This is a genomic window from Jeotgalibacillus sp. S-D1, assembly GCF_004358665.1.
Taxonomy (GTDB): domain Bacteria; phylum Bacillota; class Bacilli; order Bacillales; family Jeotgalibacillaceae; genus Jeotgalibacillus.
This window is the reverse complement of record NZ_SMZR01000001.1, coordinates 1,182,125-1,205,129: the sequence shown is the minus strand read 5'-3', so window position 1 is coordinate 1,205,129 and position 23,005 is coordinate 1,182,125. Positions and strand designations below refer to the sequence as shown.

The following is a 23,005-nucleotide window of genomic DNA, read 5'->3' as shown; positions in this document are numbered from 1 at the left end:
GAAAAAACCTCAATTCCTTAAATTAATTCCGGGTTGAGGTTTTTTCGTTCATGCACTTAAGTGAATGGCAGCAAGATCCCTAATGGTCCTTTGTCTAAAATAATATCGGATACATCCAGTATTGGAATTGGAAAGTAAGGAAACCCTGCAACATATGGTGTAATTTCATACAGCTGAAAATAAATAACAATGCTGTGATCAGCAAGATAATAATCCTGATCATAACGAATCTTAGTAAATTCATCTAATAATTGAATATCCCACAGTGTGATTTTTTCACTAATAATCGAAGATAATCTTTCAACATATAAGCTGTCAGGTTTAAACAATTCGTATAGCTGATAGTTTTTCCCTGTATCAACATTAAAGGTTAATGATTTAACCATTGTTAACCCATGGGCACCTCCTGTAAAGGAATATACCAGGAGCGTCAAACTCAGAATTCTTCTTTCATTTGTTTTTATCTCAAAGTATCCCTGCATTTCAACCAGGTTTTGATCATGGTAACCTAAATCCAGCAACATTCTGTTTAATGTTTCAACAATTGCGACATTGATATTCATTTCGGCAGCTTTATTTGGCAAATCCGAAACGACGGGATAATAAACGCGTATGTTTGGAGATTGTTTTATAACGGCTCTGGTGCTGATCGTTACTGGAAGGTCCATTGAATCACCCTTTCAAGGATCGTTTCTACTACTGTATGTAGCAGGACAGAGGAAAATAGCAGATTTATTGAAATTAATATATCTTTTACAAACCCTCAACAAAAATAAAACAGCCCTCCACTGCTGACAGTGAAAGGCTGTTAAAGTAATGTTTATTTAAAGAAAATGACTTTCATATCGTCTTGATAAAATCGGATATCACATGGAATGTTCATAATATGACCTCCATAGGAAATCCGCACTTCCTGGTTTCCTCTTAAACCTCGTGAAAGCACAGAACGTTCAAGTTCTGCCAATATACCAGCAACATCCTGCCGTTGAGTTCCATTGGCGACAGTCAGTTTGTCATCAAATAAAGGGATCGATTTATAAATTATGCTTAAACTCTTTATTTGCTCGTTAATGGTATGATAACGTCGAGCAAATAGCTGTGACCGATCAAATACGTGGACAGACTGTATTTTATTCGATGAAATTACATGATCATTAAGCTCGTGTTCAACTAATTCTTCTGTTAATCCTAGGATGGAGGCAGCAGCTTCAATTCCGTAGACATAGTTATGAGTATCAATAGTCATAACGGATCCCTCCTTCATGTATCTCTTCCATCGTAACAGACTCTGCGTACATAAGCTAGCGTTATAGCGAGATATTTCCTTTTTTCATAAATTGAGAGAGTAGTTTAAGTCTTGTACAATAGACGTATAGTATAAATAGAAATGATAGAAAATAGGTGTACAGTATGAAATCAATTATTGTAGTGGGCGGAGGCATTTTGGGTGCGTCCACCACGTACCATTTAGCGAAAAAAGGAATAAAGGTAACACTGATTGACAGGCAGGAGCCTGGTCAGGCTACAAATGCTGCTGCAGGCATCATATGTCCCTGGCTCTCGCAGCGAAGAAATAAGGCATGGTATCAGCTGGCGAAGAGCGGAGCTGCATACTATAAGGAACTAATTTCGATGCTTGAAGAGGACGGGGAAATTGAAACCGGCTATAAAAGGGTTGGAGCCATCAGTATTCATAATGATGATGAGAAATTAGAAAAGATGGAGAAGCGTGCAGTCCAAAGAAGATCAGATGCACCGGAAATAGGTGAAATTACTCGGTTAACACAAGAAGAAACGCAAAACTTATTTCCTGTTTTGTCAAATGAGTATAGTGCACTTCACATTTCCGGCGGTGCGCGGGTGGATGGCAGCGCATTATGCAGTGCGTTGATTTCAGCCGCTAAAAAACATGGAGCTGAACTAAGATTTGGCAATGCCAGTTTATTGACTGAAAACAATCAAATTACAGGTGTTCGTGTACATGATGAAGAATTGTTTGCCGATAAAGTAATTCTAACAGCTGGAGCATGGGCATCTGAATTATTGATTCCTCTGGGAATTAACTTTTTGATTACTTCCCAAAAAGCGCAAATCATCCATTTGAAAATTGATGATCTGAAGACAGATACCTGGCCGGTTGTCATGCCGCCTAATGATCAATATATTTTGTCGTTTAATCCGAATAAAATTGTGGTGGGTGCTACACATGAGAATAATATCGGTTTTAATGAACGGATAACAGCAGGCGGAATCCACGAAATACTGGATAAAGCGTTAAAAGTTGCTCCGGGTCTTGCAGCAGCAGAGATCGTGGAAACACGAGTAGGATTTCGTCCATTTACACCCGGGTTTTTGCCTGTAATCGGAAAGATTCCAGGAACCGAAGGAATGCTTTTAGCCAATGGTCTTGGCGCATCAGGATTAACCGTTGGTCCATACTTAGGGGCTGAATTGGCAAAGCTTGCATTAGATATAAATACAGAAATTGATTTAAGCCTTTATCCGGTTGAAGAGGCACTAGGTAAATAAAAAATGGCTGCCGGGAATTAACCCGGCAGCCACAAAGCGGTATGTCCATTGTTCACACCGTTTTGTGCAAAAGATCGAATGGTTTATACGTCATGTACCTGTTCTTTGACAAACACCTCATTTACATGAAAATGATTTGACAATAAGAATCCCTGTTGGGAAGGTTCGATGATCGTCCAAAGCCCTCACCCCATCTGGAGTTTTTTCGTTCCTTGCCTTAGTTATGATGTACAGTTTAAAGATAATCATTCTTAGTATTTTTTTCCAATAAATTTCAACCATTTATTGCACATCTAAATTGTTTATTTAAAGCTCATACTAAGCAGGTACAGCGCACATCAAGCAGTGGTTGTATAAAGAAACTCTACAAACTGGGGGTCATTAATGTGGGAAAAGGAAATAAGTCTAAACGATTTGTTCAACAGGGAAAAAATGCTGTAGCTCAGCACGATCAGCGGATTCCATACCACAGTACTTATTCTGAGGCGATTTCACGTGAATCAGCAAAAGACTCAGTCTCAGTAAATGATCCTACACTGGGAGGGTTTTAAATGAAAAATAAACTATTTCAATTGGCACGGTCATTTGTGGAAAAAGCAAAACAAACGAAGAGGGCCGATGATAAGCAGAAAGCAAAAAATAATTTGTCCTCCGCTTTTGCAAATTCCACTTATGCCGAACAAAAACAGCTGAGGGAAATGCAAGAAGAGCTCAGGCCTTAATTGCGCAAAGAGGGAGCTGCTGAGTGTGCTTCCTCTTTGTGTTTTTTAAAAAGTCCAATAGCATTCAGTGAAAAAATATGTTACGCTTAATGCTTATTTTATATAAGGACGTGAATATTTTGATTAAAATCGAAATGCCGGCAATTGATGTTAGCATTACCGAACGAAAGCAATCTTTTTCTCAAGGTGAACCTGAGATAAAGTCTATACATGGATTTATTGACTTCCATCAGATCCCCCGTGATAAAGGCGGAATTTTCACATTTTATAATGTGAACGATGAGTTGTTGTTTGTGGGAAAAGCACGTAAGATCAGACAGCGTGTAAAAAAGCATTTTGAAGATAATGTTTCGCCAATGAAAAATCATCGCGATGAAGTTTATCGCATTGATGTAAGCATTGTAGAGGACCCAACCGAACGGGAAATTTATGAAACATACATCATAAATGAATACCATGCAAAATATAATGTAGAGAAAGTGTTTTACAAATAATCATATGCATAACCCTTTTTGTTGATTTGCTCAACAAGTTATTGTATGATTCTAAAACAGGCTGCGTTGCTCGTACTAACTAAGTAAGTTTTAACCTTTAAGCTGTAATAGGGAGTTTTAAATAAAAGCTGAATTGGCAAGCTTCCGTCTATATGACAAGGAAGACATACATGAATGCTTTTGCGAACACCCACTTTGAGAAGTGGTGGTTTAAAACTTTCTTAATCCATACGGCAAATGCGGCTTATTACTTAAAAAATCAGTTCCCCTTTTGGAGAACTGATTTTTTTTATTTATTTATGCACTGTTTCAACATGGAGCTGGTGTTTTATTTTCTTTTAATCATATTCATTACTGCATAGCAAAGGACAATTCCGTGGAAAGTAAATATCGATAGGGCTGTAAAGGAAAATACACCAATGATAAGAAGTTTCACCCAAAACATAACGATTCTCCCCCTTCATGATGATTCATTTGCATCATTTGAAGAAAGGACCGCACAAAAGTGCTCTGATAATGAGCTGGAGCTAAAAAAATAAATAATCGATAAAAATACCAGATGGGCAGCCGTTGACTAATCAGGATCAGAGAGATACATAAAAAAATAATAGCTGCCTGTTCAAAGTCATTTCTGATTGAATCCAGCTGTTCTTTGTGTAAAGGGAGTTCTGCGTTCCATTCGGCTGGAAAGAACGCTGCAGAGTGATAACCGCGATACATTTCAGTCAGGTTAAATTTAACTGCAATGATGCTGAATGCGAAAAAGACCAGGAAAAAGCTTCCCCAAAACATTCTATTTCGCATGAAGCGCCTCCCTAAAAAAGTATAAGGACATTTTATGCTTATATGGGTAAAAATGTTCCTGTGATTTCTATCGATAAGTAAAAAAAGTTAATCAAGTGCCTGCCTCCAATTATTCCATCTTCACCCGTTCATCAATGTGGAAAAGTATTTCCATCTAATTAAATTTCTGTTCGTAAATCCCACAGTTCCGGGAAGAATCGCTGGTCCAGTACTTTTTTTAAATAATTTACTCCTGAAGAGCCGCCCGTTCCAACCTTAAAGCCAATGATCCGCTCAACTGTTTTCATATGTCTGAAACGCCATTGCTGAAGCCAATCTTCTATATCTACAAGTTTTTCTCCTAATTGATACAAATCCCAATATTGGTCAACGTTCTTATAGACGGTTAACCAGGCTTGTTTTACTGATTCATCTTGCTGATAGGGTTTGGATAGGTCCCGGTTCAAAATTTCTTTATTTATGGGCAGCCCGGCGCCAGCAAGAGCTTGGATTGATACATCGTACAAACTAGGGGCATGAAACGCCTCGGTTAACAGTTTATGCAGGGGAGGGTCTTTTTTGTATATTTTCAATACATGACTTGTTTTATAGCCAAGGGCAAACTCGATCATCCGGTATTGATAGGACTGGAACCCGGAGGCTTGTCCGAGTGAATCGCGAAATTCCATATATTCAGCTGGCGTCAGGGTGGACAGCACATCCCAGGCTTGAATAATTTGAGACTGAATTTTTGATACCCTGGCCAGTCTCTTGAAGGAAGTAGCAAGCTGGTTGTCTTGGATGGCTTTAATGGCTGAGCGGGTTTCGTGAAGTATCAGCTTCATCCATAACTCACTTACCTGATGGATAATAATAAACAGCGTTTCATCGTGATGGTCTGACAAACAATTTTGCGCGCCAAGCAATTGATCTAAACTCAAATATTCACCATAGGTCATGTTTTGAGTGAAGTCTGTATGGATTCCTTTTTCATTGTTTGTAGTGGAGTTTTGATAATCATTTTTCGAATTTGTCATCTTGCCCTCCTTATGAACACATTTTAGTTTGAAAATATGTATTCTTTCGTTTATTGTAACGTGATAGCGCCTGACATAACAATCGTCAGTTATAAAATAAAAGGTTCAGCGAGGTGGAAGAATGAAGTTTGGATATGCATGCATCAACTTAACCGTTCCAACAAAATTCAGAACATGCCGTCTTAAAACGGTTGAGGAAAAAGGCCTGGAATATGTTAAGGAGCTTACGTTAAGTAATTTTACTCAGACATTGGACGCTGTCAGGTGGAATATTCAGCACGACATTTTATTTTACAGGTTAAGCAGTGATCTGGTTCCGTTTGCTACCCATTCAGTAAATGACTGGGAGTGGTGGAATGATCCGGATGTTCTTGCGATAACAGAAGAAATTAAGCTGCTGCAAGAAACATACGATTTACGCTTAAGTGCGCATCCGGGACAATATAATGTGCTGAACTCGCCTAATCCAAGCGTTATCAAAAATACAATGAACGATTTGGACTATCATGCTAAAATGCTCACAGCTGTTAATGGTCAGGATATGATTCTTCATATTGGAGGCGTGTACGGGGATAAAGAACTTGCAATTAAACGATTCGCTGAAAACTATACGTTGCTTTCGGATGACGTTAAATCATTATTGAGAATTGAAAATGATGACAAATCCTTTACTTTAAAAGATGTAATCCATGTTCACAAGCTGACTGGTGCACCAATCTGCTTCGATATTCATCACCATAACTGCAATCATGGGGAAGACCGACTTGAAGAAATGCTGCCAGAAGTATGGAGCAGCTGGGGGAGTAAAAAACCTAAATGTCATATCAGCAGCGGTAAAAACCACTCCCAGGACCGCAGTCATCATAATCTTATCTTAGAAGACGATCTGCTTGCATTGCTTTCCCTGATTGGAGAACGCGAAGCAGACGTCATGTTCGAAGCGAAGCTTAAAGAACAATCAGTGCTGCCCCACCTCCATTTACAAAAGATATAAGGGGGAAAATGAGATTGGATTAGGAGTTATAATCCCATAATATTCTCCATTCTTTATCTTCTTGCGTCACATACACGTATTGAATCAAGTCCATATTGCCAAATTGGCTTTTTAAATTAAGTGTAACGATGATTTTAAAGACTGTAAGAGGAGTTGAATTACTGGTCATTTGCCAATTTTTAATCTTTTTTGGCTCACTAAGCTTAAAGGTAAATGAATCAGATTGGAGCTGCTCAACAAAAAGGCCGGATCTCATCATGATGTACTGGTCCTTTGAAAAGCGGTTTTTCATTTCAGCATGAAACAAATCCCATGAAGCTGAGGCTTCCCCCTGCTTTTCCAATGTGTAGAATTGTTCAACCACATCAAATGCCCGCTCTGAATCGGTGGGATAAAGAAAGATTACAAACGCGATTATTCCAACGATAGTGATCATGATAATAGGGAGTTTGAAAGGATTTCTTCTATGCATCGCCCTTACCCTCTCTCCTGATTTATCTGTTAACTTCTACATACATATTCAAAAAGAGCTGAAACCTTCTCATATAGTAAAAATAAATCCTCCTTTTACATATAAGGGAGGGTTTATTTTGATTAATTTTCCAGATATGAATTGACTTCATCTTGGAAAAGCGGTAACTTCAAATCATAGTATTACGTTTTTATAATAAGCGAATAATTATCGTCATATTATAAGGGGTGGTAAATTGATCATTCATCGAGAGGAAACATTTGCCGGAAAACAAATGGAAGAGCTTCAATTAGAGAGAATGAAGAAGACGCTTGAAAAGGTGTATGAAAACGTACCATTTTATAAAAATTTATTGGACGACTACGGAATTGATGTTTTAAAGTTTAACCGGTTAAACGATTTAACAGAATATCCTTTTACAACGAAAGAAGACCTGCGAAAGAATTATCCTTTCGGAATGTTTGCTGTAGGAAAAGAAAAATTGGTCCGTATCCATGCTTCCTCAGGAACAAGCGGCAAACCGACTGTCGTTGGATATACCAAACATGATATTGAACAGTGGAGTCAGGCAGTTGCCAGGGCAATTGCCATGGGCGGAGGGAAAAAAGGGGAAGTCCTGCATAATGCATACGGGTATGGATTATTTACAGGAGGTTTGGGACTCCATTATGGCAGTGAAATGCTGGGTATGACCACTGTCCCTGTGTCAGGTGGAAATACCAATCGGCAAATTCAACTAATCCAGGACTTCAAACCTGCAATTATATGCGGTACTCCCTCGTATACGCTTAATATCGCTGAAAAAATGGAATCATTAGGAATTGCCCCGGACAATAATTCTTTAAAGTACGGCATAATGGGAGCGGAACCATGGACTGAAAAGATGAGGTTGATTCTTGAACAGAAACTTGGCATTCAGGCGTGCGATATATACGGGTTAAGCGAGGTTATGGGACCCGGTGTTGCAATGGAATGTGCTGAAGGCAGAAATGGACTTCATATTGCTGAAGATCATTTTATAGCTGAAGTTGTGGACCCTGTAACACTTGAAAGATTAGAGGACGGTGAGGAGGGGGAGCTGGTTTTTACCAGTCTGACCAAAGAAGCGATGCCTCTCATCCGATACCGCACCGGTGATATCGCGTCAATATCAAGAGATGCTTGCATATGCGGCAGGACCACTGCCCGCATGTCGAGAATCAAAGGCAGAATTGATGATATGTTAATTGTCAGGGGCGTTAATGTCTATCCTTCTCAAATTGAATTTCAGCTTCTTTCCACAAGTGAAGTGGTACCGCATTATCAGGTCTTCATTAATACTTCAGGATCCCTAGATGTTGTAACACTTCATGTTGAATTAAATGAAACGGTTTACAAAGAGGCTTCTTTTTCTGTTAATCATGCTATTGCCCAAACCGTAGCCAGGAAGATTGAACAGCGCTTAAAAAGCGCTTTGATGATTTCAATTCGTGTCAAAGTCTGTGCGCCTAATACAATTCCCCGTTCGGAGGGTAAAGCTGTTCGGATCATTGACCAAAGGAAACTAAACAGCTATACCTGAGAAAAACTTTCAGAACATTCTGTTGAATAAAGTATGACATTAATATATAATTACGTTAAATTAACGTTATATAAGGTGGTGGTGTCATGATGAACCAATCTGGTTCAACTGAGCAGGAAAAGTATGAGCTGTTTATGAATCGCATTAAAGCAGGAGAAAAGATTGAAGCGGATGACTGGATGCCGGAGGAGTACCGAAAAGTACTAATCAAACTTATTTCCATGCATGGAATCAGTGAAATCATGGGCGCGTTGCCTGAAAAAGAATGGGTGCCAAAAGCGCCTTCACTTAAAAGAAAGCTCGGAATTATGGCAAAAGTTCAGGATGAAATGGGACATGGCCAGCTTCTGCTGCGTGTAACTGAGGACTTGATGAAGCCGCTGGGACGCACGCGGGAAGACATCATGAATGATTTATTTACAGGAGATTTAAAGTTTCATAATGTATTTCACATGGAAGCGCCTACCTGGGGAGATGCAGGATTAATTGGCTGGCTGGTCGATGGCGCTGCAATTATTACTCAAACCAATATGCTGGGTGCTTCATACGGACCTTATGCCCGGGCGCTGAAGAGAATTTGTGCTGAAGAAGTTTTTCATGCGCAACATGGTGAAGCCATCATTATGGCGCTTGCAGAGGGAACCGAGGAACAAAAAGCAATGGTGCAGGATGCTGTTAACCGGTGGTGGGAGCCGCTTCTTATGTTTTTTGGACCAGGCGATGCCAAAGCACTGGGCACCTCAAAACAGGATATAACAGCAAAATACGGCATAAGAACAAAATCAAATGAAGAATTACGCCAGGATTTTTTCACAAAATATGTTCCCCGAATTCTTTCACTGGGACTTACAATCCCTGATTCAACGATGCATTACAGCAAAGAGGCAGAACAATGGATCTATCAGCAGCCGGATTGGGCTGAATTTAAAAAGATTGTCCAGAATAAAGGACCCAAATCCCAGGAGCGACTGCGTCTTAGGAAATTATCTTATGAAAATAACGAGTGGGTTCGTAAAGCATTAAGTCCGGCAATCGATGCTGGATAGAAGAGGGGGACCAATGTTGAGCTCAACAAGCAAGGAATTTTATCAGGAATATGAAGTTTTTAGTAAAAGGACTGACACTGCTGCAATGCAGTATCAATTTAGTTTGCTTGCACCGAATGAAGAGCTCGCGTTAGTTTTTGCGCAGGAAAACTTTATGCGCCGTGAACCGGTTGTCGATATATGGGTGGTAAAACGTTCGCAAATGAGGAAAATGACACCGGATGAAAGGCAGTCGCTCCCGAGGCTGGATAATAAGGATTACCGTAATACAAAAGGATATGGCTATCTAAAAAAGAAGTGGCGTCAATACGAGCAGGATATGCTGGATGAAAAAGAAATTCTCTCGTGGGGAGGGAAAATTAATAAATGACCGAACAGTTATCAGACAAGTCGAAGCAGGCATTAATTAACTTATTATATCAACTTGCAGACGACGATTTTATACTGGCTTTCAGAGGCTCTGAATGGCTGGGTCTTGCTCCGCATATTGAAGAGGATGTCGCTTATTCTTCCATTAATCAGGATACCATGGGGCATGCGGCTATGTTTTACAAGCTGCTGGAGGATCTGGGGGAAGGGGATGTAGATGAACTTTCACACGCCAGAAAGTCCACCCTTCGAAAAAATGCAGTCATGCTGGAACTCGCTAACGGACCGGGGCATTATTTAAAGGAACCAAACTATGACTGGGCATTTACGGTAGTTCGTAACTACTATTATTCTCAGGCAAAAAAAGTAAAAATTGACTCGCTAAAGCAGTCTTCCTATAAACCTCTTGCAGATGCAGCGGTAAAAGTAAGCATGGAATTGTATTATCATCTTTTGCATTGGACTGTGTGGTTTAAACAGTTAATTCAAGCTGGTGGAGAAGCAAAAGAAAAAATGATTAATGCAATCAAAAAAGCAGAAGCGGACTTTGGAGACGTACTTTCCCTCGGACCTTTGGCAGAGGACATTGTCCAATCCGGATTCATTGAAAGTGAAACTGTATTGACCCAAGCGTTTCACAAAAGAATGGATCCTGTCTTTCAAGGTTTGTCGATACCTTACTCAGGCAGGTTTCAGCAAATTAACGGCAAGGGCCGTTATGGTGAACATACCGAAGAACTTGTACAGGCTTTAGATACAATTAACGAGGTTTATAAAATTAATCCCAAGGCGGTATGGTAAAAAGGGGGGAGTATTGATATGGAGTGGCGGACTGAATTCACCAGGGATCAGGAAAATCAGATAGAAGAAGCGCTTATGACGGTTAAGGATCCTGAAATCGATTCAATCAGCGTAATTGAGCTTGGAATGATTGAGCTTATAAAAGGATGTCACAATCAGGTAAGTATTTATGTGCTGCCTACCTTTATGGGATGCCCTGCGCTGGATATTATAAAATCGAATATTTTGAAAGCGGTTTCATCTTTATCCTGGCTGGAACAGGCTGCAGTATTCTTTATATACGATCCGCCGTGGACATCTGATCGCGTTACCGAAGAAGGTCGTGAGAGATTAAAAGAATTCGGGATTGCACCTCCTCCGGAAAAAATAGACGAAACGGGTGAATGGCATGTCGCATGCCCCTATTGTGAGTCTATTTATACGACAATGGATAATCTTTTTGGTCCAACTGCATGCAGAAGTATTTTATATTGCAAGGCCTGCAAAAACCCGTTTGAAGCCATGAAACCCGTTTCAACACTTATGTAAGCAACTTAAAAGGAGATGTTCAATATGGTAAAGCTGATTGCATTATATAAACACCCGGAAAATAAGGAAGCATTTGATGATCATTATTTTGGCACCCACGGTCCGATCACGGCTAAAATACCCGGTTTGCAAAAAATGGTCGTAACAAAGGTAGTTGGCAGTCCCATGGGCGGAGAGGGCAAGTATTATTTAATGTGTGAAATGTTTTATGAAAGCCATGAAGCACTTAAAAAGGCAATGAAGACAGATGAAGCCAAGGCTTCCGGTAAAGATTTAATGTCGTTTGCGGGGAATCTGGTGACATTGATGATTGGTGAGGAAGTGAATGAATAAGCAAGCTTCTTTCATCATCACAGCGGTTGAGAATGGAATCGGCATGATTACCTTAAACAGACCGAAAGTATTAAATGCCATCAATACGGCAATGGTTGGCCAAATTGTTCAGGCAATGGAACAGTTTGATCGCAATGAACATGTCAAAGTCATTGTTCTGCAGGGAACAGGCAGAGCCTTTGCAGCTGGAGCAGACATTGATGAAATGTTGGAAAAGAATACAATCGAGCTTGAACTGCTCAATCAATTTGAGGATTGGGACAGGATTACATGGGTGAAAAAACCGATTATCGGAGCGGTTCAGGGGTTCGCTTTGGGCGGCGGTTTTGAACTTGCCTTATGCTGTGACATGCTGCTAGCAGCTGATGATGCAGAATTTGGTTTCCCGGAAGTTGGGTTGGGTATCATGCCAGGAGCAGGAGGCACTCAGCGGTTAACGAAACTGATTGGAAAAACAAATGCGATGAAGTGGCTTTTAACCGGCCAGCGTTTCTCAGCGAAACAGGCCTTGGACTATGGAATTGTCAATTCACTCTTGCCGGCAGAACTGTTGAGCGAAGAAACCATGAAACTGGCAAAAACAATTTCAGAAATGCCGCCTCTGTCTCTTCGATTAATTAAAGAAGCTGTACATAAAGCCGTGGACCTTCCTCTTAGTGAGGGAATGCATGCAGAAAGAAAAAACTTTTATCTTTTATTTTCTTCTGAAGATCAAAAAGAGGGAATGTGTGCATTTAAAGAAAAGCGCAAGCCTGTATTTAAAGGAATTTAGGAGGGGATGTAAGCATTGGAAAAGGCTGTTCAATATGAAGTTAGTGAAGGTATAGCGCGGTTAACATTCAATCGGAGCGATAAGCTAAACTCCTTTAATGAACAAATGCACACCGAGATGTTACTGGCATTAAAAGATGCAAATAAAAATCCGGATGTACGCTGTCTTATCATTACGGGCAATGGCAGAGCTTTTTCTGCAGGTGAGGATCTGGACGGTGTCACAGAGGATATGGATCATGGGGAAGTTATCCGTAAACGCTATGCTCCTGTCATGATCCAGCTTTCAAAAATGAAGATGCCTGTTATTGCAGCTGTTAATGGGATTGCAGCAGGGTCAGGATTCAGTCTGGCGCTTGCCTGTGATTTTCGCTTAATGCATGAAAAAGCCAAGCTCGTCCAGGCTTTTATTCATGTTGGACTAATACCTGATTCAGGGAATTTATACTATCTTCCAAAACTTATCGGACATGCAAAAGCACTCGAATTAGCCCTGTTTGGAGAAAAAATTAATGCATCACAAGCGCTGGATTTGGGATTGGCGACCAGGGTTGTTGCCGGGGAGAATTGGCATGATGAGGTCAATCAATTTGCTGACAGGCTTGCCTTGATGCCCACAAAAGCGGTGGGGATCATTAAACAGCAGCTGCAAAAAAGCTGGGAGTATCCGCTGGAAGAATTTCTGGACTGCGAGAGTTTCAGTCAGCGAATAGCAGGGCTGACCTCCGATCACCAAGAAGGAGTAAAAGCATTTCGAGAAAAAAGATTACCTGAATTTAAAGGAAATTAACCAAGGGGGAAGAAGATATGTCAATGATCAAAGAAGAAAAACTCGAGCAATTGGATATGAAACGCGGCACCTATCAATTAATTATTAACGGCCAGCGAATGGACAGTCAAAGCGGAGAAACATTTGCAGTGATCAACCCTGCCACTGGTGAAGAAATAGCCAGAGTGGCTAAGGCATCGGTTGAGGACGCAGAAAAAGCGGTTGAAGCTGCCCGAAATGCCTTTGACAAGGGCAAGTGGCGGCACTTTCCTGTTAACAAGCGCTCCCGAATTTTAAATAAGATTGCAGGCATCATGCGTTCCCGCTTTAATGAACTGGTGGAACTTGAAATTCTGGATACAGGAAAGTCTCTTTCAGCTGCGCAGGGCCAGGTCATGCAGGCCATTGAGGATTTCGAATTTTACGCAGGAGCCATTGTCAGCCACAGAGGCAGTGTGAATTCATTACCCGGAGCTTTTCAAAATCATACTGAGCAGGAGCCGGTTGGTGTCTGTGCCCAAATCATACCCTGGAACTACCCGCTTATGATGGCTGCGTGGAAGGTGGCGCCTGCTATTGCAACAGGTTGTTCCATTGTGGTTAAACCTGCCACTTTAACTCCGTTGACTGCCATTGTACTTGGGGAAATATGTCTAGAAGCGGGCGTTCCGGCAGGGGTTGTAAATATCGTGCCAGGGTCCGGTTCAACGGTAGGAAATTATTTAGTTGAACATAAAAATGTAGACAAGGTTGCATTTACGGGTTCCACACCAGTAGGCAAAGGCATAATGGAGAAAGCATCAAACACGTTGAAGCGAGTGACGCTCGAATTAGGAGGTAAGTCCCCGAGTCTTATTTTTAATGATGCGGATATTGATGCCGCAGTAGATGGTTCGTTATTTGGTATTTTTTACAACTCTGGCCAATCATGCGAGGCGCGGTCCCGTTTATATGTGCAGGAAGAAATCTATGACCAGTTTATGGAGAAGTTTATAACAAAAGCAAAAAAACTGACTTTAGGTGATCCTTTTCAAAAAGAGACGCATATCGGAGCAATCATTAACCAAAATCAGCTGGACGTGATCGATGGGTTTGTCCAATCAGCACGCAAGGATGGAGCGACAATCGAAACCGGCGGAGCCATTGCAAGTGTCAAGGGCTTTGAAGAAGGTTTCTGGTATGAACCGACAATCATCTCAAATGTATCACATGATATGGAAGCAGTAAGGGAGGAGATATTCGGCCCTGTAGCAGTGGTAATGAAATTTAAGGACGAAAAAGAGGCAGTAGAGCTTGCAAACGACAGTATTTATGGTCTTGGTTCAGCTGTCTGGACACAGAATCATGCAAGGGCCACGAGGGTCTCCAAACAAATAAAAGCGGGAATTGTCATGATTAATTGTCCTTTTTCAGCTTTTCCGGGGACACCGTTTGGAGGATACAAGCAGTCAGGATTTGGAAGAGAATTATGCGTGGAAACACTGGATCTGTACTGTGAAACTAAAAGTATTGTTTCCTATTATGGTGACAAACCTCTAAATCCTTTGGGAGTTTAATACAAGCAGAAGGGCAGGATCTGACTCCTTTATTAGAAAGGTTTGCGCCATGCAAATCATTTTAACCGGGAGCAGATCTTTTCTTAATTTAAAGTTGAATGTGCATTGGAGGGAAGAATATGAAAAACATAGCTGTGGTTGGATCTGGTGTGATGGGAAGAGAAATCGCTTATATTGCAGCCGTAAATGGATGCTCCGTCAGTTTGGTGGATATTAATGAGGAGCAGTTAAATCGGGCGGGAAATGAAATCGAAACACTCCTTGAAAAAGGCATTACCCGTGATAAGATCACACAAGCCCAAAAGAACCAGGCACTCGAAAGGCTCCACCTGTCCATAAATATGGAAAAATCATTCGAAAAGGCAGATTTTATTATTGAAGCGGTGCCTGAAAAACTGGAAATTAAGCGGACGGTGTTTGAAAAAATGGATAAACATGCTCCGGGGCATGCTTTTTTTGCTACCAATACATCTACGATGAGCCCCACAGAAATAGGCTCATTTACAAAACGACCGGAGAAAGTGATTGCCATGCATTTTTTTAATCCAGTACATAAAATGCCGCTAATTGAAATTGTCCGCGGTCTGCAAACAAGTGATGAAACAGTTCAGCAGACAATGGAGCTGTCGAAAATTTTTGGCAAAGAAACGGTTGTTGTCAACGAATTCCCTGGATTTGTTACAAGCCGGATTTCGGCTTTAGTGGGAAATGAGGCGTTCTACATGCTGCAGGAAGGTCTCGGTTCTCCTGAAGAAATCGATAAAGCCATCAAGCTTGGTTTGAACTATCCAATGGGTCCATTTGAACTTGGTGATCTGGTGGGGCTTGATACCCGCCTCAATAATTTGAAGTATCTGCACTCCAAGCTGGGTGAAAAATATCGTCCTGCCCCATTGCTTGAAAAGTATGTTAAAGCAGGAAGGCTTGGGAGAAAATCCGGCCAAGGGGTATATGATTATCGGGATCCGTTTGGAGAGTGAGGGGGGACATGATGAAGGAAGTTGTCATTGTAGATGCAGTGAGGACACCGATCGGGAAATTCAATGGCGCACTGAGGATGGTGCGGCCTGACGATTTGGCTGCAATCGTCATAAAGGCTTTGTTAAAAAGGAATTCCGAAATGGATCCTGCACTGATTGAAGAAGTGGTTCTTGGAAACGCCAATGGTGCAGGGGAGGAAAACCGTAATGTGGCAAGAATGTCCCTTCTGCTCGCCGGCATGCCAGTGAGTGCGGCTGGTACGACAATCAATCGTTTATGCGGCTCAGGTCTGGACGCAGTCAATTATGCAGCGCGTGCCATTATGTCAGGGGAGGGAGATATCTTTATCGCGGGAGGCACAGAAAGTATGACTCGCGCCCCTTTCGTTATGAAAAAACCCGAAACAGAATTTCCGCGGGGGAATATGGAGCTGATTGATACCACAATCGGATGGCGGTTTATTAATCAAAAACTCCATGAAATGTATGGCACTGACAGCATGCCGCAAACAGCTGAAAACCTTGCGGCTAAATATACAATTTCCAGAGAAGCTCAGGACAAATTTGCGTTTTTAAGTCAAAAAAAAGCACAAAATGCAATGCAGGAAGGGAAATTTAAAAAAGAGATTGTCCCTGTCGCGTATAAAGACAAAAGTGGACTGGATATCGTTGTCACTGAGGATGAACATCCAAGAAGAAATACAACGGTAGAAAAGCTGCTCACACTTAAACCTTTGTTTAAAGATGGGACCGTTACGGCGGGGAACGCTTCAGGCATTAATGACGGTGCTTCAACATTGCTGCTGATGTCGAAAGAAAAAGCGGATGAACTGAATATGCAGCCGCTTGTGAAGTATATAACCTCTGCTACTGCAGGTGTGGAACCTTCTATTATGGGCATCGGGCCGGTTGCTTCTACTAAAAAAGCCCTGGAAAGAGCTGGAATGACGATGGGGGATATTGATTTAATCGAGTTAAATGAAGCTTTTGCAGCCCAATCAATTGCCTGTATGCAAGAGCTTTCCATACCGCAGGAAAAGGTGAATGTAAATGGCGGGGCTATTGCATTTGGACATCCTCTTGGAGCGAGCGGTGCGCGCATATTAACAACGCTGGTTCATGAAATGCAAAGAAGAAAAGACCGCTTTGGTTTAGCGACCATGTGTATCGGGGCAGGGCAGGGGATTACGACCATCGTAGAGAATTTATCATAAATCTTGTAGATGTCTCATGAATGAAAATTTCATTATTTTATCAAGAGATTACCGCGGTAAAGTGGTAAGATAATGTAAGATGAATAGTTAAGAATGAATAGTAAAGGATGATCATTCATGAATACAAGGTCTATGATCTTTACACTTTATGGCGATTATATACGGCATTATGGAAACAAAATCTGGATTGGCAGTTTGATCCGGCTCCTTAATGAATTTGGCCACAATGACCAGGCAGTGCGCGCAGCGATTTCACGCATGAATAAGCAGGGCTGGGTCCAGGCTGAGAAAAAAGGAAATAAGAGCTTTTATTTTCTTACTGACCGCGGATCGAAGCGTATGGAAGAGGCGGCTAACAGAATCTTTAAGATGAAGCCAGAACAATGGGATGGCAAATGGAGAATGCTTTTGTATACGATTCCTGAAGAAATAAGAAATATCAGAGATGAACTTCGAAAGGAATTAGTTTGGAGCGGCTTTGGTTCCATGTCAAACAGCTGCTGGATATCTCCTAATAAACTTGAAAAACAAGTGAAGTTATTAATTGAGAAATATGAAATTGAAGAGTATGTCGATTTTTTTGTAGCGGCATATGACGGTCCGCATACGAGCAGCAGGTTAATTAATAAGAGCTGGAATTTAGAAGAAATTAACCAAAAATACGGACAATTCATTACTGAATACAGTCAAAAATATATTATTGATAAGGGTAAAATTCAAAAGGGAAGTATGTCAGACGCTGAATGCTTTGTAGAACGCACTAAGCTTGTCCATGAATATAGAAAATTTTTGTTCGTTGATCCAGGATTGCCGGATGAACTGCTTCCGGAGCAATGGCTGGGAGAGCATGCAGCCTCTTTGTTCAGCGAATATTATAAAGAATTGGCCGAGCCTGCACTTCGTTTCTTTGAATCGGTTTTTAAAGAAGGAAACGAGTTAACCCGAAAAAATGAGTCGTATGATGCCCTGGATCATCCTTTTATAATCAACTAGCATTCTTTAGGAAAAGAGATGATGAGATGAATGAAATAGCCCGCCAATTGGGAATAAGGTATCCAATTATTCAAGGGGGAATGGGGAATGCATCCAATGCCATCCTGGCTGCAGCCGTTTCTAATGCTGGCGGATTAGGGATGATCGGAGCCGGCACCATGTCCCCTGAAGAAGTGGAACGTATTATAGTGGATACGAAACAGCGGACAAGCTGCCCCTTTGGCGTAAATATTGCAATCAATGTGAGTCCTTATGTAAATGAGATCATTCAGCTTATTATCAAGCATGGGGTAAAAGCTGTTTCTCTTTCTGCCGGAAATCCCGCTCCCTATATTCCATTACTGAAAGAGCATGGAATAACCATCCTGAGTGTCGCAGCGTCAGTATTACATGCCCGGAAGGCTGAATCGGCTGGAGCTGATATGATTGTTGGTGAAGGATATGAGGCTGCTGGAATTAATTCTCACTTAGAAACAACAACCTTCGCACTGATTCCCCAATTGGCGGATGCAGTCAGAATCCCGATAATTGCTGCAGGGGGCATTGGAGATGGCAGAGGGCTGGCAGCAGCTCTTGCATTGGGAGCAAGCGGTGTACAGATGGGCACGCGCTTGATCGCAACGAAAGAATCGATGATGCATGAACATTACATCGCATCCATCATAGAGAGCCATGATTTTAGCACAAAAATAATTGGGAAATCTGTGAATCAGGTAAGAAGGGTTTTGCCAACTCCTTACGTTGAACATATTCTGCAACTTGAAAAAGAAGGACTGACGGCAGAACAGTATAGAAAGTTAACAGCAGAAAAATACCATGTAAAAGCGGCTGTAGAAGGCAAGCTGGGAGAAGGATTTATAAACAGCGGACAAATTTCAGGGTTAATTCAGGATGTTCCTTCAGTAGAAGCATTGATCCAGACGATGGCAGCTGATGCAATAAAAAAAATAAACGAGGTACAAAGCCTGCTTAAGTGATAAAATAAGGATAGTGAAAGTGCCTATTTTAATGCTTGCCTGAACTTATTACGATTAATTTACGAACTTTTATATATTATCATATTAAGAGATTAACTGTGATTCATTATAAAGATGATCTTCAGTAACGAACAGCAGATGTGTTTAGAAAGCAGTGAGCGAGTGGATGTAGCTTATACATATCGCTCTTTTTTTTGAAATAACGAAATATTTTCAATATATTGACTACTAATCATACAAAATGTTATCATATCGTTAAATAAACGTTATATAAATACATAAAGAACGAGCATGTTATTTAGTAGAGGTGATGGGTTGAAAGCAGGTCTTCATCAAGGCTATTCAGAGCGCCTTACAATTACTGTGACAAAAGATATGTTTGCTGCGTTTAATGATAAAGTCATTCATCCTTTGTATTCCACTGTATCAGTCGTTTACCATATGGAACTGATTTCAAGACAAGTGCTGTTGCCGTTTTTAGAGGACGATGAAGAAGGAATGGGCGCAGAAATATGTGTCAAGCATCTTTCAACGGCAAAGGAAGGTACCTGTATTGTATTGAATGCAGTGGTCACAGATATCTCAGACCGCATTGTTTGCACCTCTGTTGAAGCTGTCGACAATCATAGGAATATAATCGCACAGGGGACTGTAAAGCAGGCTGTTTTACCAAAGATAATCATAGAAAGAATGTATTAAACTATTTATTAACTCTGTTAATTTCAATTGCTGTTATTTCTGCAAGGTGATTTGGAGCTTAAGGTGTGAAACTCCAGCGGGATGCAGCGGGAGAAATCAAAAGCCGCATTTAATAAATTTTTTTTATTCAATAATGTAAGCGTTTTCTTTTTAAACGGGAGGGGAGTATGTAGTGCGAATGTTTGAAAAAATAAAAGGTCATGAACAAGTTGTATTTTGCAATGATGAAGAAACAGGATTAAAGGCGATAATAGCCATCCATAATACATCACTGGGGCCTGCACTTGGCGGGTGCCGCATGCAGCCGTATGCAAGCGTGGATGAAGCGCTGGAGGATGTCCTGAGGCTTTCAAGGGGGATGACTTACAAGTGTGCTGCTGCAGATGTTGATTTTGGCGGTGGAAAGGCTGTTATTATCGGTGATCCGGCTAAGGATAAAAGTCCTGAACTGTTCCGGTCCTTCGGGCAGTTTGTAGAATCACTAAACGGCCGTTTTTATACAGGAACAGATATGGGCACAACACCGGAAGATTTTGTACATGCTTTAAAAGAAACTAATTGTATCGTTGGAGTGGATGAAGTATATGGAGGAAGCGGAGATTCGTCCATCCCTACAGCTCATGGTGTGATATTTGGTTTGCAGGCAACCAGCCAGGTTTTATTTGGGACAGACAACTTAATAGGCAGAACATATGCCATTCAGGGCCTCGGCAAAGTTGGAGCAAAAGTAGCTGAACAATTAATGCTTGCAGGCGCAAAAAAAATAATTGTGGCAGACATAAACCCCCTTGCAATTCTGGAAGTTCAATCACTTGCTGAAAAAATGAAAACAGAAGTTGAAGTAGTGAATGGGGATGAAATATACGGGGTGAAGGCCGACTACTTTATCCCCTGTGCGTTTGGGGGAATTTTAAATGACCGAACGATTGATCAGCTGCAGGTAAAGGCAGTTGTAGGTTCTGCGAATAATCAGCTGATGACGGAAGAAAATGGTGTCCTGCTTAAAAATAAAGGGATTTTGTATGCACCGGATTATATCGTAAATGCAGGAGGTCTAATTCAAGTTGCAGATGAGCTTTATGAGCCGAACAAAGAACGGGTACTAAGACAAACAAAAGCGATTTACACATCGTTATTAAATGTATATAAAAGGGCAGAAGACGGCGGACTGACAACAGTAGAAGCGGCCAATTCTTTTTGTGAGCAGCGCATGAAATCCAGGGCAAGAAGAAACAGTTTTTTCTCCCATATGAAACGGCCCAAGTGGGCGGTAAGAATATGACAACCATTCGATTCGCCGAAGGGGGAACGACAATGGAAAACCAATTTCCCATTCAACAATTACTCAGTCCGCAAGGCGTTTGGATCAGCGATCATCACAAGGAGCTTTTAACGAAAGAAAGAACCCTGGATTTTTTTAAACATATGCTTCGCATTCGGACCTTTGATCGAAAAGCAATCAGTTTGCAGCGTCAGGGCAGAATAGGAACTTATGCACCGTTTGAGGGGCAGGAAGCTTCCCAGGTCGGTAGTGCGCTCGCTCTTAGCAAGGCGGACTGGCTGTTTCCTACCTATCGTGATCATGGGGCTACCATGACATTTGGTCACTCATTGCGCAACATTTTATTATTTTGGAATGGACGTAATGAAGGGAACATTCCGCCTGAAGGAATGAACATTTTTCCCCCGGGAATCCCGATTGCAACACAGATTCCACATGCAGCGGGCGCAGCTTTTGCTGAAAAAAGAAAAGGGACGAATAATGCTGCAATTGCCTATTTTGGCGATGGAGCAACCTCAGAAGGCGATTTTCATGAAGGCCTCAACTTTGCCAGTATTTTTAAAGCACCAGTCGTCTTTTTTAATCAAAACAATCAATTTGCTATTTCCGTCCCGATATCAAAACAAATGAATACAAAAACGATTGCCCAAAAGGGACTCGCTTACGATATTCCCAGTGTGCGCATCGATGGCAATGATGTGTTTGCTGTTTATCAGTATGTTTCAGAAGCATTGAGACGAGCCCGTTCAGGGGAAGGGCCCACACTGATCGAAGCTGTTACATGGAGATACGGGGCTCATACAACAGCGGATGATCCCACAAAATATCGAGACCAAAACAACAGTCTTAAAGTTAGGGAAGAAATTGATCCACTTTTAAGAGTGGAAAGATGTATGAAAATCAATGACTGGCATGACGAAAATTGGGTGCGTCAAATGACAGAAGAGGTTGTGCAAGAGGTTGATCAGGCGGTGGGTGAAATGGAACAGTTCCCTCAACCGGACCCCTCTGTGATTTTCGATTATGTTTATAAGGAGCCTACGCTGCCGCTGGTAAAACAAAAGCAGCAGTTACTAAATTTAATCGGAGGCAAAGAACATGACAACCTCGACTAGGAAGAAAACGGTAACTCTTCTCTCCGCCATAACAGACGCTCTTTCCATCATGTTAAAAGAAGATGAGCGCGTGTTATTACTTGGAGAAGACATTGGAAAAAATGGCGGCGTATTCCGTGCAACTGAAGGGCTGCAGGCTGCGTTTGGAGAAGACAGAGTCATTGATACTCCTTTAAGTGAAGCGGGTTTTGTTGGGGCGGCGATCGGTATGGCGGCCAATGGTTTAGTGCCTGTTATTGAAATTCAGTTTTTAGGCTTTATTTATCCAGCCTATGAGCAGCTAATGACACATGCAGTAAGACTTAGATCTAGAACAATGGGGCATTACAGCGCTCCTATAGTTATCAGGGCGCCTTATGGGGCAGGAGTTCGTGCACCGGAAATTCATTGTGACAGCACAGAAGCAATTTTTACTCATATGCCTGGCATGAAGGTTGTGTGTCCGTCAAATCCATATGATGCAAAAGGGTTAATGATCGCGGCAATTGAAGACCCGGATCCTGTCTTATTTCTTGAACCGATGAGAAGTTACCGGGCTGTAAAAGAGGATGTGCCGGAGGAGAAATACACCGTGGAGATTGGAAAAGGGGCTCTCCTCGAGCAGGGAGAGGATGTGACGATCATTACCTGGGGTGCGATGGTTCCGGTTGTCAGAAGTACCGTTAAACAGCTGGCAGAGGATGGAGTAACGTGTGATGTAATCGATTTACGCACACTGTCTCCAATTGATGAAGACATTATTGCATTTTCTGTACAAAAAACGGGAAGGACCGTAATTGTGCAGGAGGCGCATCCTTCAAGCAGTGTAGCGAATGATATTTTATCGATCATAAATGAAACATCATTTTTATACCAGAAGGCTCCTGTGGAAAAAGTGTCAGGCTTTGACACGCCTGTGCCTTATTTCAGCTTTGAAGATTTTTATTTGCCAACACCTGAAAGAGTGAGAGAAGCGGTTTTGAAGGTGATGAGTTTCTAAG

27 protein-coding genes and 1 other RNA gene are annotated in these 23,005 nt (G+C 41.5%); 23 read left to right on the top strand and 5 right to left on the bottom strand.

Going from position 1 to position 23,005, the window contains the following annotated elements; genetic code table 11:
• Positions 1-56: 56 nt before the first annotated feature.
• A complete protein-coding gene (locus tag E2R51_RS06095; RefSeq protein ID WP_133376114.1) occupies positions 57-668 on the bottom strand; it encodes a DUF3298 and DUF4163 domain-containing protein in 612 nt (203 codons plus the stop codon).
• 152 nt (positions 669-820) lie between these two features.
• Positions 821-1,246, bottom strand: coding sequence for a hypothetical protein (locus tag E2R51_RS06090; protein ID WP_133376113.1), 426 nt, complete (start codon positions 1,244-1,246; stop codon positions 821-823).
• A 164-nt stretch (positions 1,247-1,410) separates the two neighbouring features.
• Between E2R51_RS06090 and E2R51_RS06085 the strand changes: the two genes are divergently transcribed.
• The 5 genes from E2R51_RS06085 to ssrS all read left to right on the top strand — a co-directional run bounded on the left by E2R51_RS06085 (position 1,411) and on the right by ssrS (position 3,995).
• Positions 1,411-2,529 carry an NAD(P)/FAD-dependent oxidoreductase gene (locus E2R51_RS06085; protein WP_133376112.1) on the top strand — a complete coding sequence of 373 codons (1,119 nt, stop codon included), beginning with the start codon at positions 1,411-1,413 and terminating at the stop codon, positions 2,527-2,529.
• Between the two features lie 386 nt (positions 2,530-2,915).
• A complete protein-coding gene (locus E2R51_RS19745) occupies positions 2,916-3,080 on the top strand; it encodes a hypothetical protein (protein ID WP_165967148.1) in 165 nt (54 codons plus the stop codon).
• Complete coding sequence (locus E2R51_RS06080) at positions 3,081-3,251, top strand: DUF3813 domain-containing protein (protein ID WP_133376111.1); 171 nt, start codon at positions 3,081-3,083, stop codon at positions 3,249-3,251.
• 89 nt (positions 3,252-3,340) lie between these two features.
• The gene (locus tag E2R51_RS06075; RefSeq protein WP_483299916.1) at positions 3,341-3,745 is read left to right on the top strand and encodes a nucleotide excision repair endonuclease; all 405 of its coding nucleotides are present in this window, start codon (positions 3,341-3,343) and stop codon (positions 3,743-3,745) included.
• Positions 3,746-3,802: 57 nt separating this feature from the next.
• A non-coding RNA gene (ssrS, locus tag E2R51_RS06070) (6S RNA) lies at positions 3,803-3,995 on the top strand.
• A 182-nt stretch (positions 3,996-4,177) separates the two neighbouring features.
• Here ssrS and E2R51_RS06065 read toward each other — a convergent pair.
• Entirely contained in the window at positions 4,178-4,549 is a 372-nt protein-coding gene (locus E2R51_RS06065; RefSeq protein WP_133376110.1) for a hypothetical protein, read from the bottom strand.
• 158 nt (positions 4,550-4,707) lie between these two features.
• On the bottom strand, positions 4,708-5,565 hold the full coding sequence (kynA, locus tag E2R51_RS06060; RefSeq protein WP_133376109.1) for a tryptophan 2,3-dioxygenase: 858 nt from the start codon (positions 5,563-5,565) through the stop codon (positions 4,708-4,710).
• Positions 5,566-5,686: 121 nt separating this feature from the next.
• Here kynA and uvsE point away from each other — a divergent pair, with 121 nt between their 5' ends.
• Positions 5,687-6,559 carry a UV DNA damage repair endonuclease UvsE gene (gene uvsE, locus E2R51_RS06055; RefSeq protein ID WP_133376108.1) on the top strand — a complete coding sequence of 291 codons (873 nt, stop codon included), beginning with the start codon at positions 5,687-5,689 and terminating at the stop codon, positions 6,557-6,559.
• A 19-nt stretch (positions 6,560-6,578) separates the two neighbouring features.
• Here uvsE and E2R51_RS06050 read toward each other — a convergent pair whose 3' ends face one another.
• On the bottom strand, positions 6,579-7,031 hold the full coding sequence (locus E2R51_RS06050) for a hypothetical protein (RefSeq protein ID WP_133376107.1): 453 nt from the start codon (positions 7,029-7,031) through the stop codon (positions 6,579-6,581).
• Positions 7,032-7,266: 235 nt separating this feature from the next.
• Between E2R51_RS06050 and E2R51_RS06045 the strand changes: the two genes are divergently transcribed.
• The 17 genes from E2R51_RS06045 to E2R51_RS05965 all read left to right on the top strand — a co-directional run bounded on the left by E2R51_RS06045 (position 7,267) and on the right by E2R51_RS05965 (position 23,004).
• Positions 7,267-8,592, top strand: a complete 1,326-nt coding sequence (locus E2R51_RS06045) for a phenylacetate--CoA ligase family protein (protein WP_133376106.1) — start codon at positions 7,267-7,269, stop codon at positions 8,590-8,592.
• Positions 8,593-8,678: 86 nt separating this feature from the next.
• Positions 8,679-9,638 (top strand): 1,2-phenylacetyl-CoA epoxidase subunit PaaA, encoded by a 960-nt coding sequence (paaA, locus tag E2R51_RS06040; protein ID WP_483299905.1) that lies wholly within the window; start codon positions 8,679-8,681, stop codon positions 9,636-9,638.
• A 16-nt stretch (positions 9,639-9,654) separates the two neighbouring features.
• The gene (gene paaB, locus E2R51_RS06035) at positions 9,655-10,008 is read left to right on the top strand and encodes a 1,2-phenylacetyl-CoA epoxidase subunit PaaB (protein WP_240732968.1); all 354 of its coding nucleotides are present in this window, start codon (positions 9,655-9,657) and stop codon (positions 10,006-10,008) included.
• Complete coding sequence (paaC, locus tag E2R51_RS06030; RefSeq protein ID WP_133376104.1) at positions 10,005-10,808, top strand: 1,2-phenylacetyl-CoA epoxidase subunit PaaC; 804 nt, start codon at positions 10,005-10,007, stop codon at positions 10,806-10,808. The genes paaB and paaC overlap by 4 nt, the downstream gene beginning before the upstream one ends.
• A gap of 18 nt (positions 10,809-10,826) precedes the next feature.
• The gene (gene paaD, locus E2R51_RS06025) at positions 10,827-11,336 is read left to right on the top strand and encodes a 1,2-phenylacetyl-CoA epoxidase subunit PaaD (RefSeq protein WP_133376103.1); all 510 of its coding nucleotides are present in this window, start codon (positions 10,827-10,829) and stop codon (positions 11,334-11,336) included.
• Between the two features lie 24 nt (positions 11,337-11,360).
• Positions 11,361-11,669, top strand: coding sequence for an EthD family reductase (locus E2R51_RS06020; RefSeq protein WP_133376102.1), 309 nt, complete (start codon positions 11,361-11,363; stop codon positions 11,667-11,669).
• Positions 11,662-12,441 (top strand): enoyl-CoA hydratase/isomerase family protein, encoded by a 780-nt coding sequence (locus E2R51_RS06015; protein ID WP_133376101.1) that lies wholly within the window; start codon positions 11,662-11,664, stop codon positions 12,439-12,441. The genes E2R51_RS06020 and E2R51_RS06015 overlap by 8 nt, the downstream gene beginning before the upstream one ends.
• A 15-nt stretch (positions 12,442-12,456) precedes the next feature.
• The gene (locus tag E2R51_RS06010; RefSeq protein ID WP_133376100.1) at positions 12,457-13,230 is read left to right on the top strand and encodes an enoyl-CoA hydratase-related protein; all 774 of its coding nucleotides are present in this window, start codon (positions 12,457-12,459) and stop codon (positions 13,228-13,230) included.
• Positions 13,231-13,247: 17 nt separating this feature from the next.
• Entirely contained in the window at positions 13,248-14,765 is a 1,518-nt protein-coding gene (locus tag E2R51_RS06005; RefSeq protein ID WP_133376099.1) for an aldehyde dehydrogenase family protein, read from the top strand.
• 119 nt (positions 14,766-14,884) lie between these two features.
• Complete coding sequence (locus E2R51_RS06000; RefSeq protein ID WP_133376098.1) at positions 14,885-15,745, top strand: 3-hydroxyacyl-CoA dehydrogenase; 861 nt, start codon at positions 14,885-14,887, stop codon at positions 15,743-15,745.
• An 11-nt stretch (positions 15,746-15,756) separates the two neighbouring features.
• The gene (locus tag E2R51_RS05995) at positions 15,757-16,959 is read left to right on the top strand and encodes a thiolase family protein (protein ID WP_133376350.1); all 1,203 of its coding nucleotides are present in this window, start codon (positions 15,757-15,759) and stop codon (positions 16,957-16,959) included.
• 117 nt (positions 16,960-17,076) lie between these two features.
• Positions 17,077-17,952 (top strand): phenylacetic acid degradation operon negative regulatory protein PaaX, encoded by an 876-nt coding sequence (gene paaX / locus E2R51_RS05990; RefSeq protein ID WP_133376097.1) that lies wholly within the window; start codon positions 17,077-17,079, stop codon positions 17,950-17,952.
• Positions 17,953-17,978: 26 nt separating this feature from the next.
• The gene (locus E2R51_RS05985; protein WP_133376096.1) at positions 17,979-18,929 is read left to right on the top strand and encodes an NAD(P)H-dependent flavin oxidoreductase; all 951 of its coding nucleotides are present in this window, start codon (positions 17,979-17,981) and stop codon (positions 18,927-18,929) included.
• Between the two features lie 315 nt (positions 18,930-19,244).
• Positions 19,245-19,628 (top strand): thioesterase family protein, encoded by a 384-nt coding sequence (locus tag E2R51_RS05980; RefSeq protein ID WP_240732967.1) that lies wholly within the window; start codon positions 19,245-19,247, stop codon positions 19,626-19,628.
• 178 nt (positions 19,629-19,806) lie between these two features.
• Positions 19,807-20,910 (top strand): Glu/Leu/Phe/Val family dehydrogenase, encoded by a 1,104-nt coding sequence (locus tag E2R51_RS05975; protein WP_133376095.1) that lies wholly within the window; start codon positions 19,807-19,809, stop codon positions 20,908-20,910.
• A 32-nt stretch (positions 20,911-20,942) separates the two neighbouring features.
• Entirely contained in the window at positions 20,943-22,025 is a 1,083-nt protein-coding gene (gene pdhA, locus E2R51_RS05970) for a pyruvate dehydrogenase (acetyl-transferring) E1 component subunit alpha (RefSeq protein ID WP_133376094.1), read from the top strand.
• Positions 22,009-23,004: an alpha-ketoacid dehydrogenase subunit beta gene (locus E2R51_RS05965; RefSeq protein WP_133376093.1), complete on the top strand. Its 996-nt coding sequence runs from the start codon at positions 22,009-22,011 to the stop codon at positions 23,002-23,004. Before pdhA ends, E2R51_RS05965 begins: the two co-directional genes overlap by 17 nt.
• Position 23,005: the final 1 nt, after the last annotated feature.

Excerpts from the sequence above, each read along its gene's own strand:
- E2R51_RS05975 (WP_133376095.1), top strand. The coding sequence starts at position 19,807 with ATGTTTGAAAAAATAAAAGGTCATGAACAAGTTGTATTTTGCAATGAT.
- E2R51_RS06020 (WP_133376102.1), top strand. The coding sequence starts at position 11,361 with ATGGTAAAGCTGATTGCATTATATAAACACCCGGAAAATAAGGAAGCA.
- E2R51_RS06005 (WP_133376099.1), top strand. The coding sequence starts at position 13,248 with ATGTCAATGATCAAAGAAGAAAAACTCGAGCAATTGGATATGAAACGC.
- E2R51_RS06015 (WP_133376101.1), top strand. The coding sequence starts at position 11,662 with ATGAATAAGCAAGCTTCTTTCATCATCACAGCGGTTGAGAATGGAATC.
- paaD (WP_133376103.1), top strand. The coding sequence starts at position 10,827 with ATGGAGTGGCGGACTGAATTCACCAGGGATCAGGAAAATCAGATAGAA.
- E2R51_RS05985 (WP_133376096.1), top strand. The coding sequence starts at position 17,979 with ATGAATGAAATAGCCCGCCAATTGGGAATAAGGTATCCAATTATTCAA.
- E2R51_RS05995 (WP_133376350.1), top strand. The coding sequence starts at position 15,757 with ATGAAGGAAGTTGTCATTGTAGATGCAGTGAGGACACCGATCGGGAAA.
- E2R51_RS06085 (WP_133376112.1), top strand. The coding sequence starts at position 1,411 with ATGAAATCAATTATTGTAGTGGGCGGAGGCATTTTGGGTGCGTCCACC.
- paaC (WP_133376104.1), top strand. The coding sequence starts at position 10,005 with ATGACCGAACAGTTATCAGACAAGTCGAAGCAGGCATTAATTAACTTA.
- E2R51_RS05965 (WP_133376093.1), top strand. The coding sequence starts at position 22,009 with ATGACAACCTCGACTAGGAAGAAAACGGTAACTCTTCTCTCCGCCATA.
- E2R51_RS06095 (WP_133376114.1), bottom strand. The coding sequence starts at position 668 with ATGGACCTTCCAGTAACGATCAGCACCAGAGCCGTTATAAAACAATCT.
- E2R51_RS06050 (WP_133376107.1), bottom strand. The coding sequence starts at position 7,031 with ATGCATAGAAGAAATCCTTTCAAACTCCCTATTATCATGATCACTATC.
- paaA (WP_483299905.1), top strand. The coding sequence starts at position 8,679 with ATGATGAACCAATCTGGTTCAACTGAGCAGGAAAAGTATGAGCTGTTT.
- paaX (WP_133376097.1), top strand. The coding sequence starts at position 17,077 with ATGAATACAAGGTCTATGATCTTTACACTTTATGGCGATTATATACGG.
- pdhA (WP_133376094.1), top strand. The coding sequence starts at position 20,943 with ATGGAAAACCAATTTCCCATTCAACAATTACTCAGTCCGCAAGGCGTT.
- kynA (WP_133376109.1), bottom strand. The coding sequence starts at position 5,565 with ATGACAAATTCGAAAAATGATTATCAAAACTCCACTACAAACAATGAA.
- E2R51_RS06080 (WP_133376111.1), top strand. The coding sequence starts at position 3,081 with ATGAAAAATAAACTATTTCAATTGGCACGGTCATTTGTGGAAAAAGCA.
- E2R51_RS06000 (WP_133376098.1), top strand. The coding sequence starts at position 14,885 with ATGAAAAACATAGCTGTGGTTGGATCTGGTGTGATGGGAAGAGAAATC.
- E2R51_RS06075 (WP_483299916.1), top strand. The coding sequence starts at position 3,341 with ATGCTTATTTTATATAAGGACGTGAATATTTTGATTAAAATCGAAATG.
- uvsE (WP_133376108.1), top strand. The coding sequence starts at position 5,687 with ATGAAGTTTGGATATGCATGCATCAACTTAACCGTTCCAACAAAATTC.
- E2R51_RS06090 (WP_133376113.1), bottom strand. The coding sequence starts at position 1,246 with ATGACTATTGATACTCATAACTATGTCTACGGAATTGAAGCTGCTGCC.
- E2R51_RS06065 (WP_133376110.1), bottom strand. The coding sequence starts at position 4,549 with ATGCGAAATAGAATGTTTTGGGGAAGCTTTTTCCTGGTCTTTTTCGCA.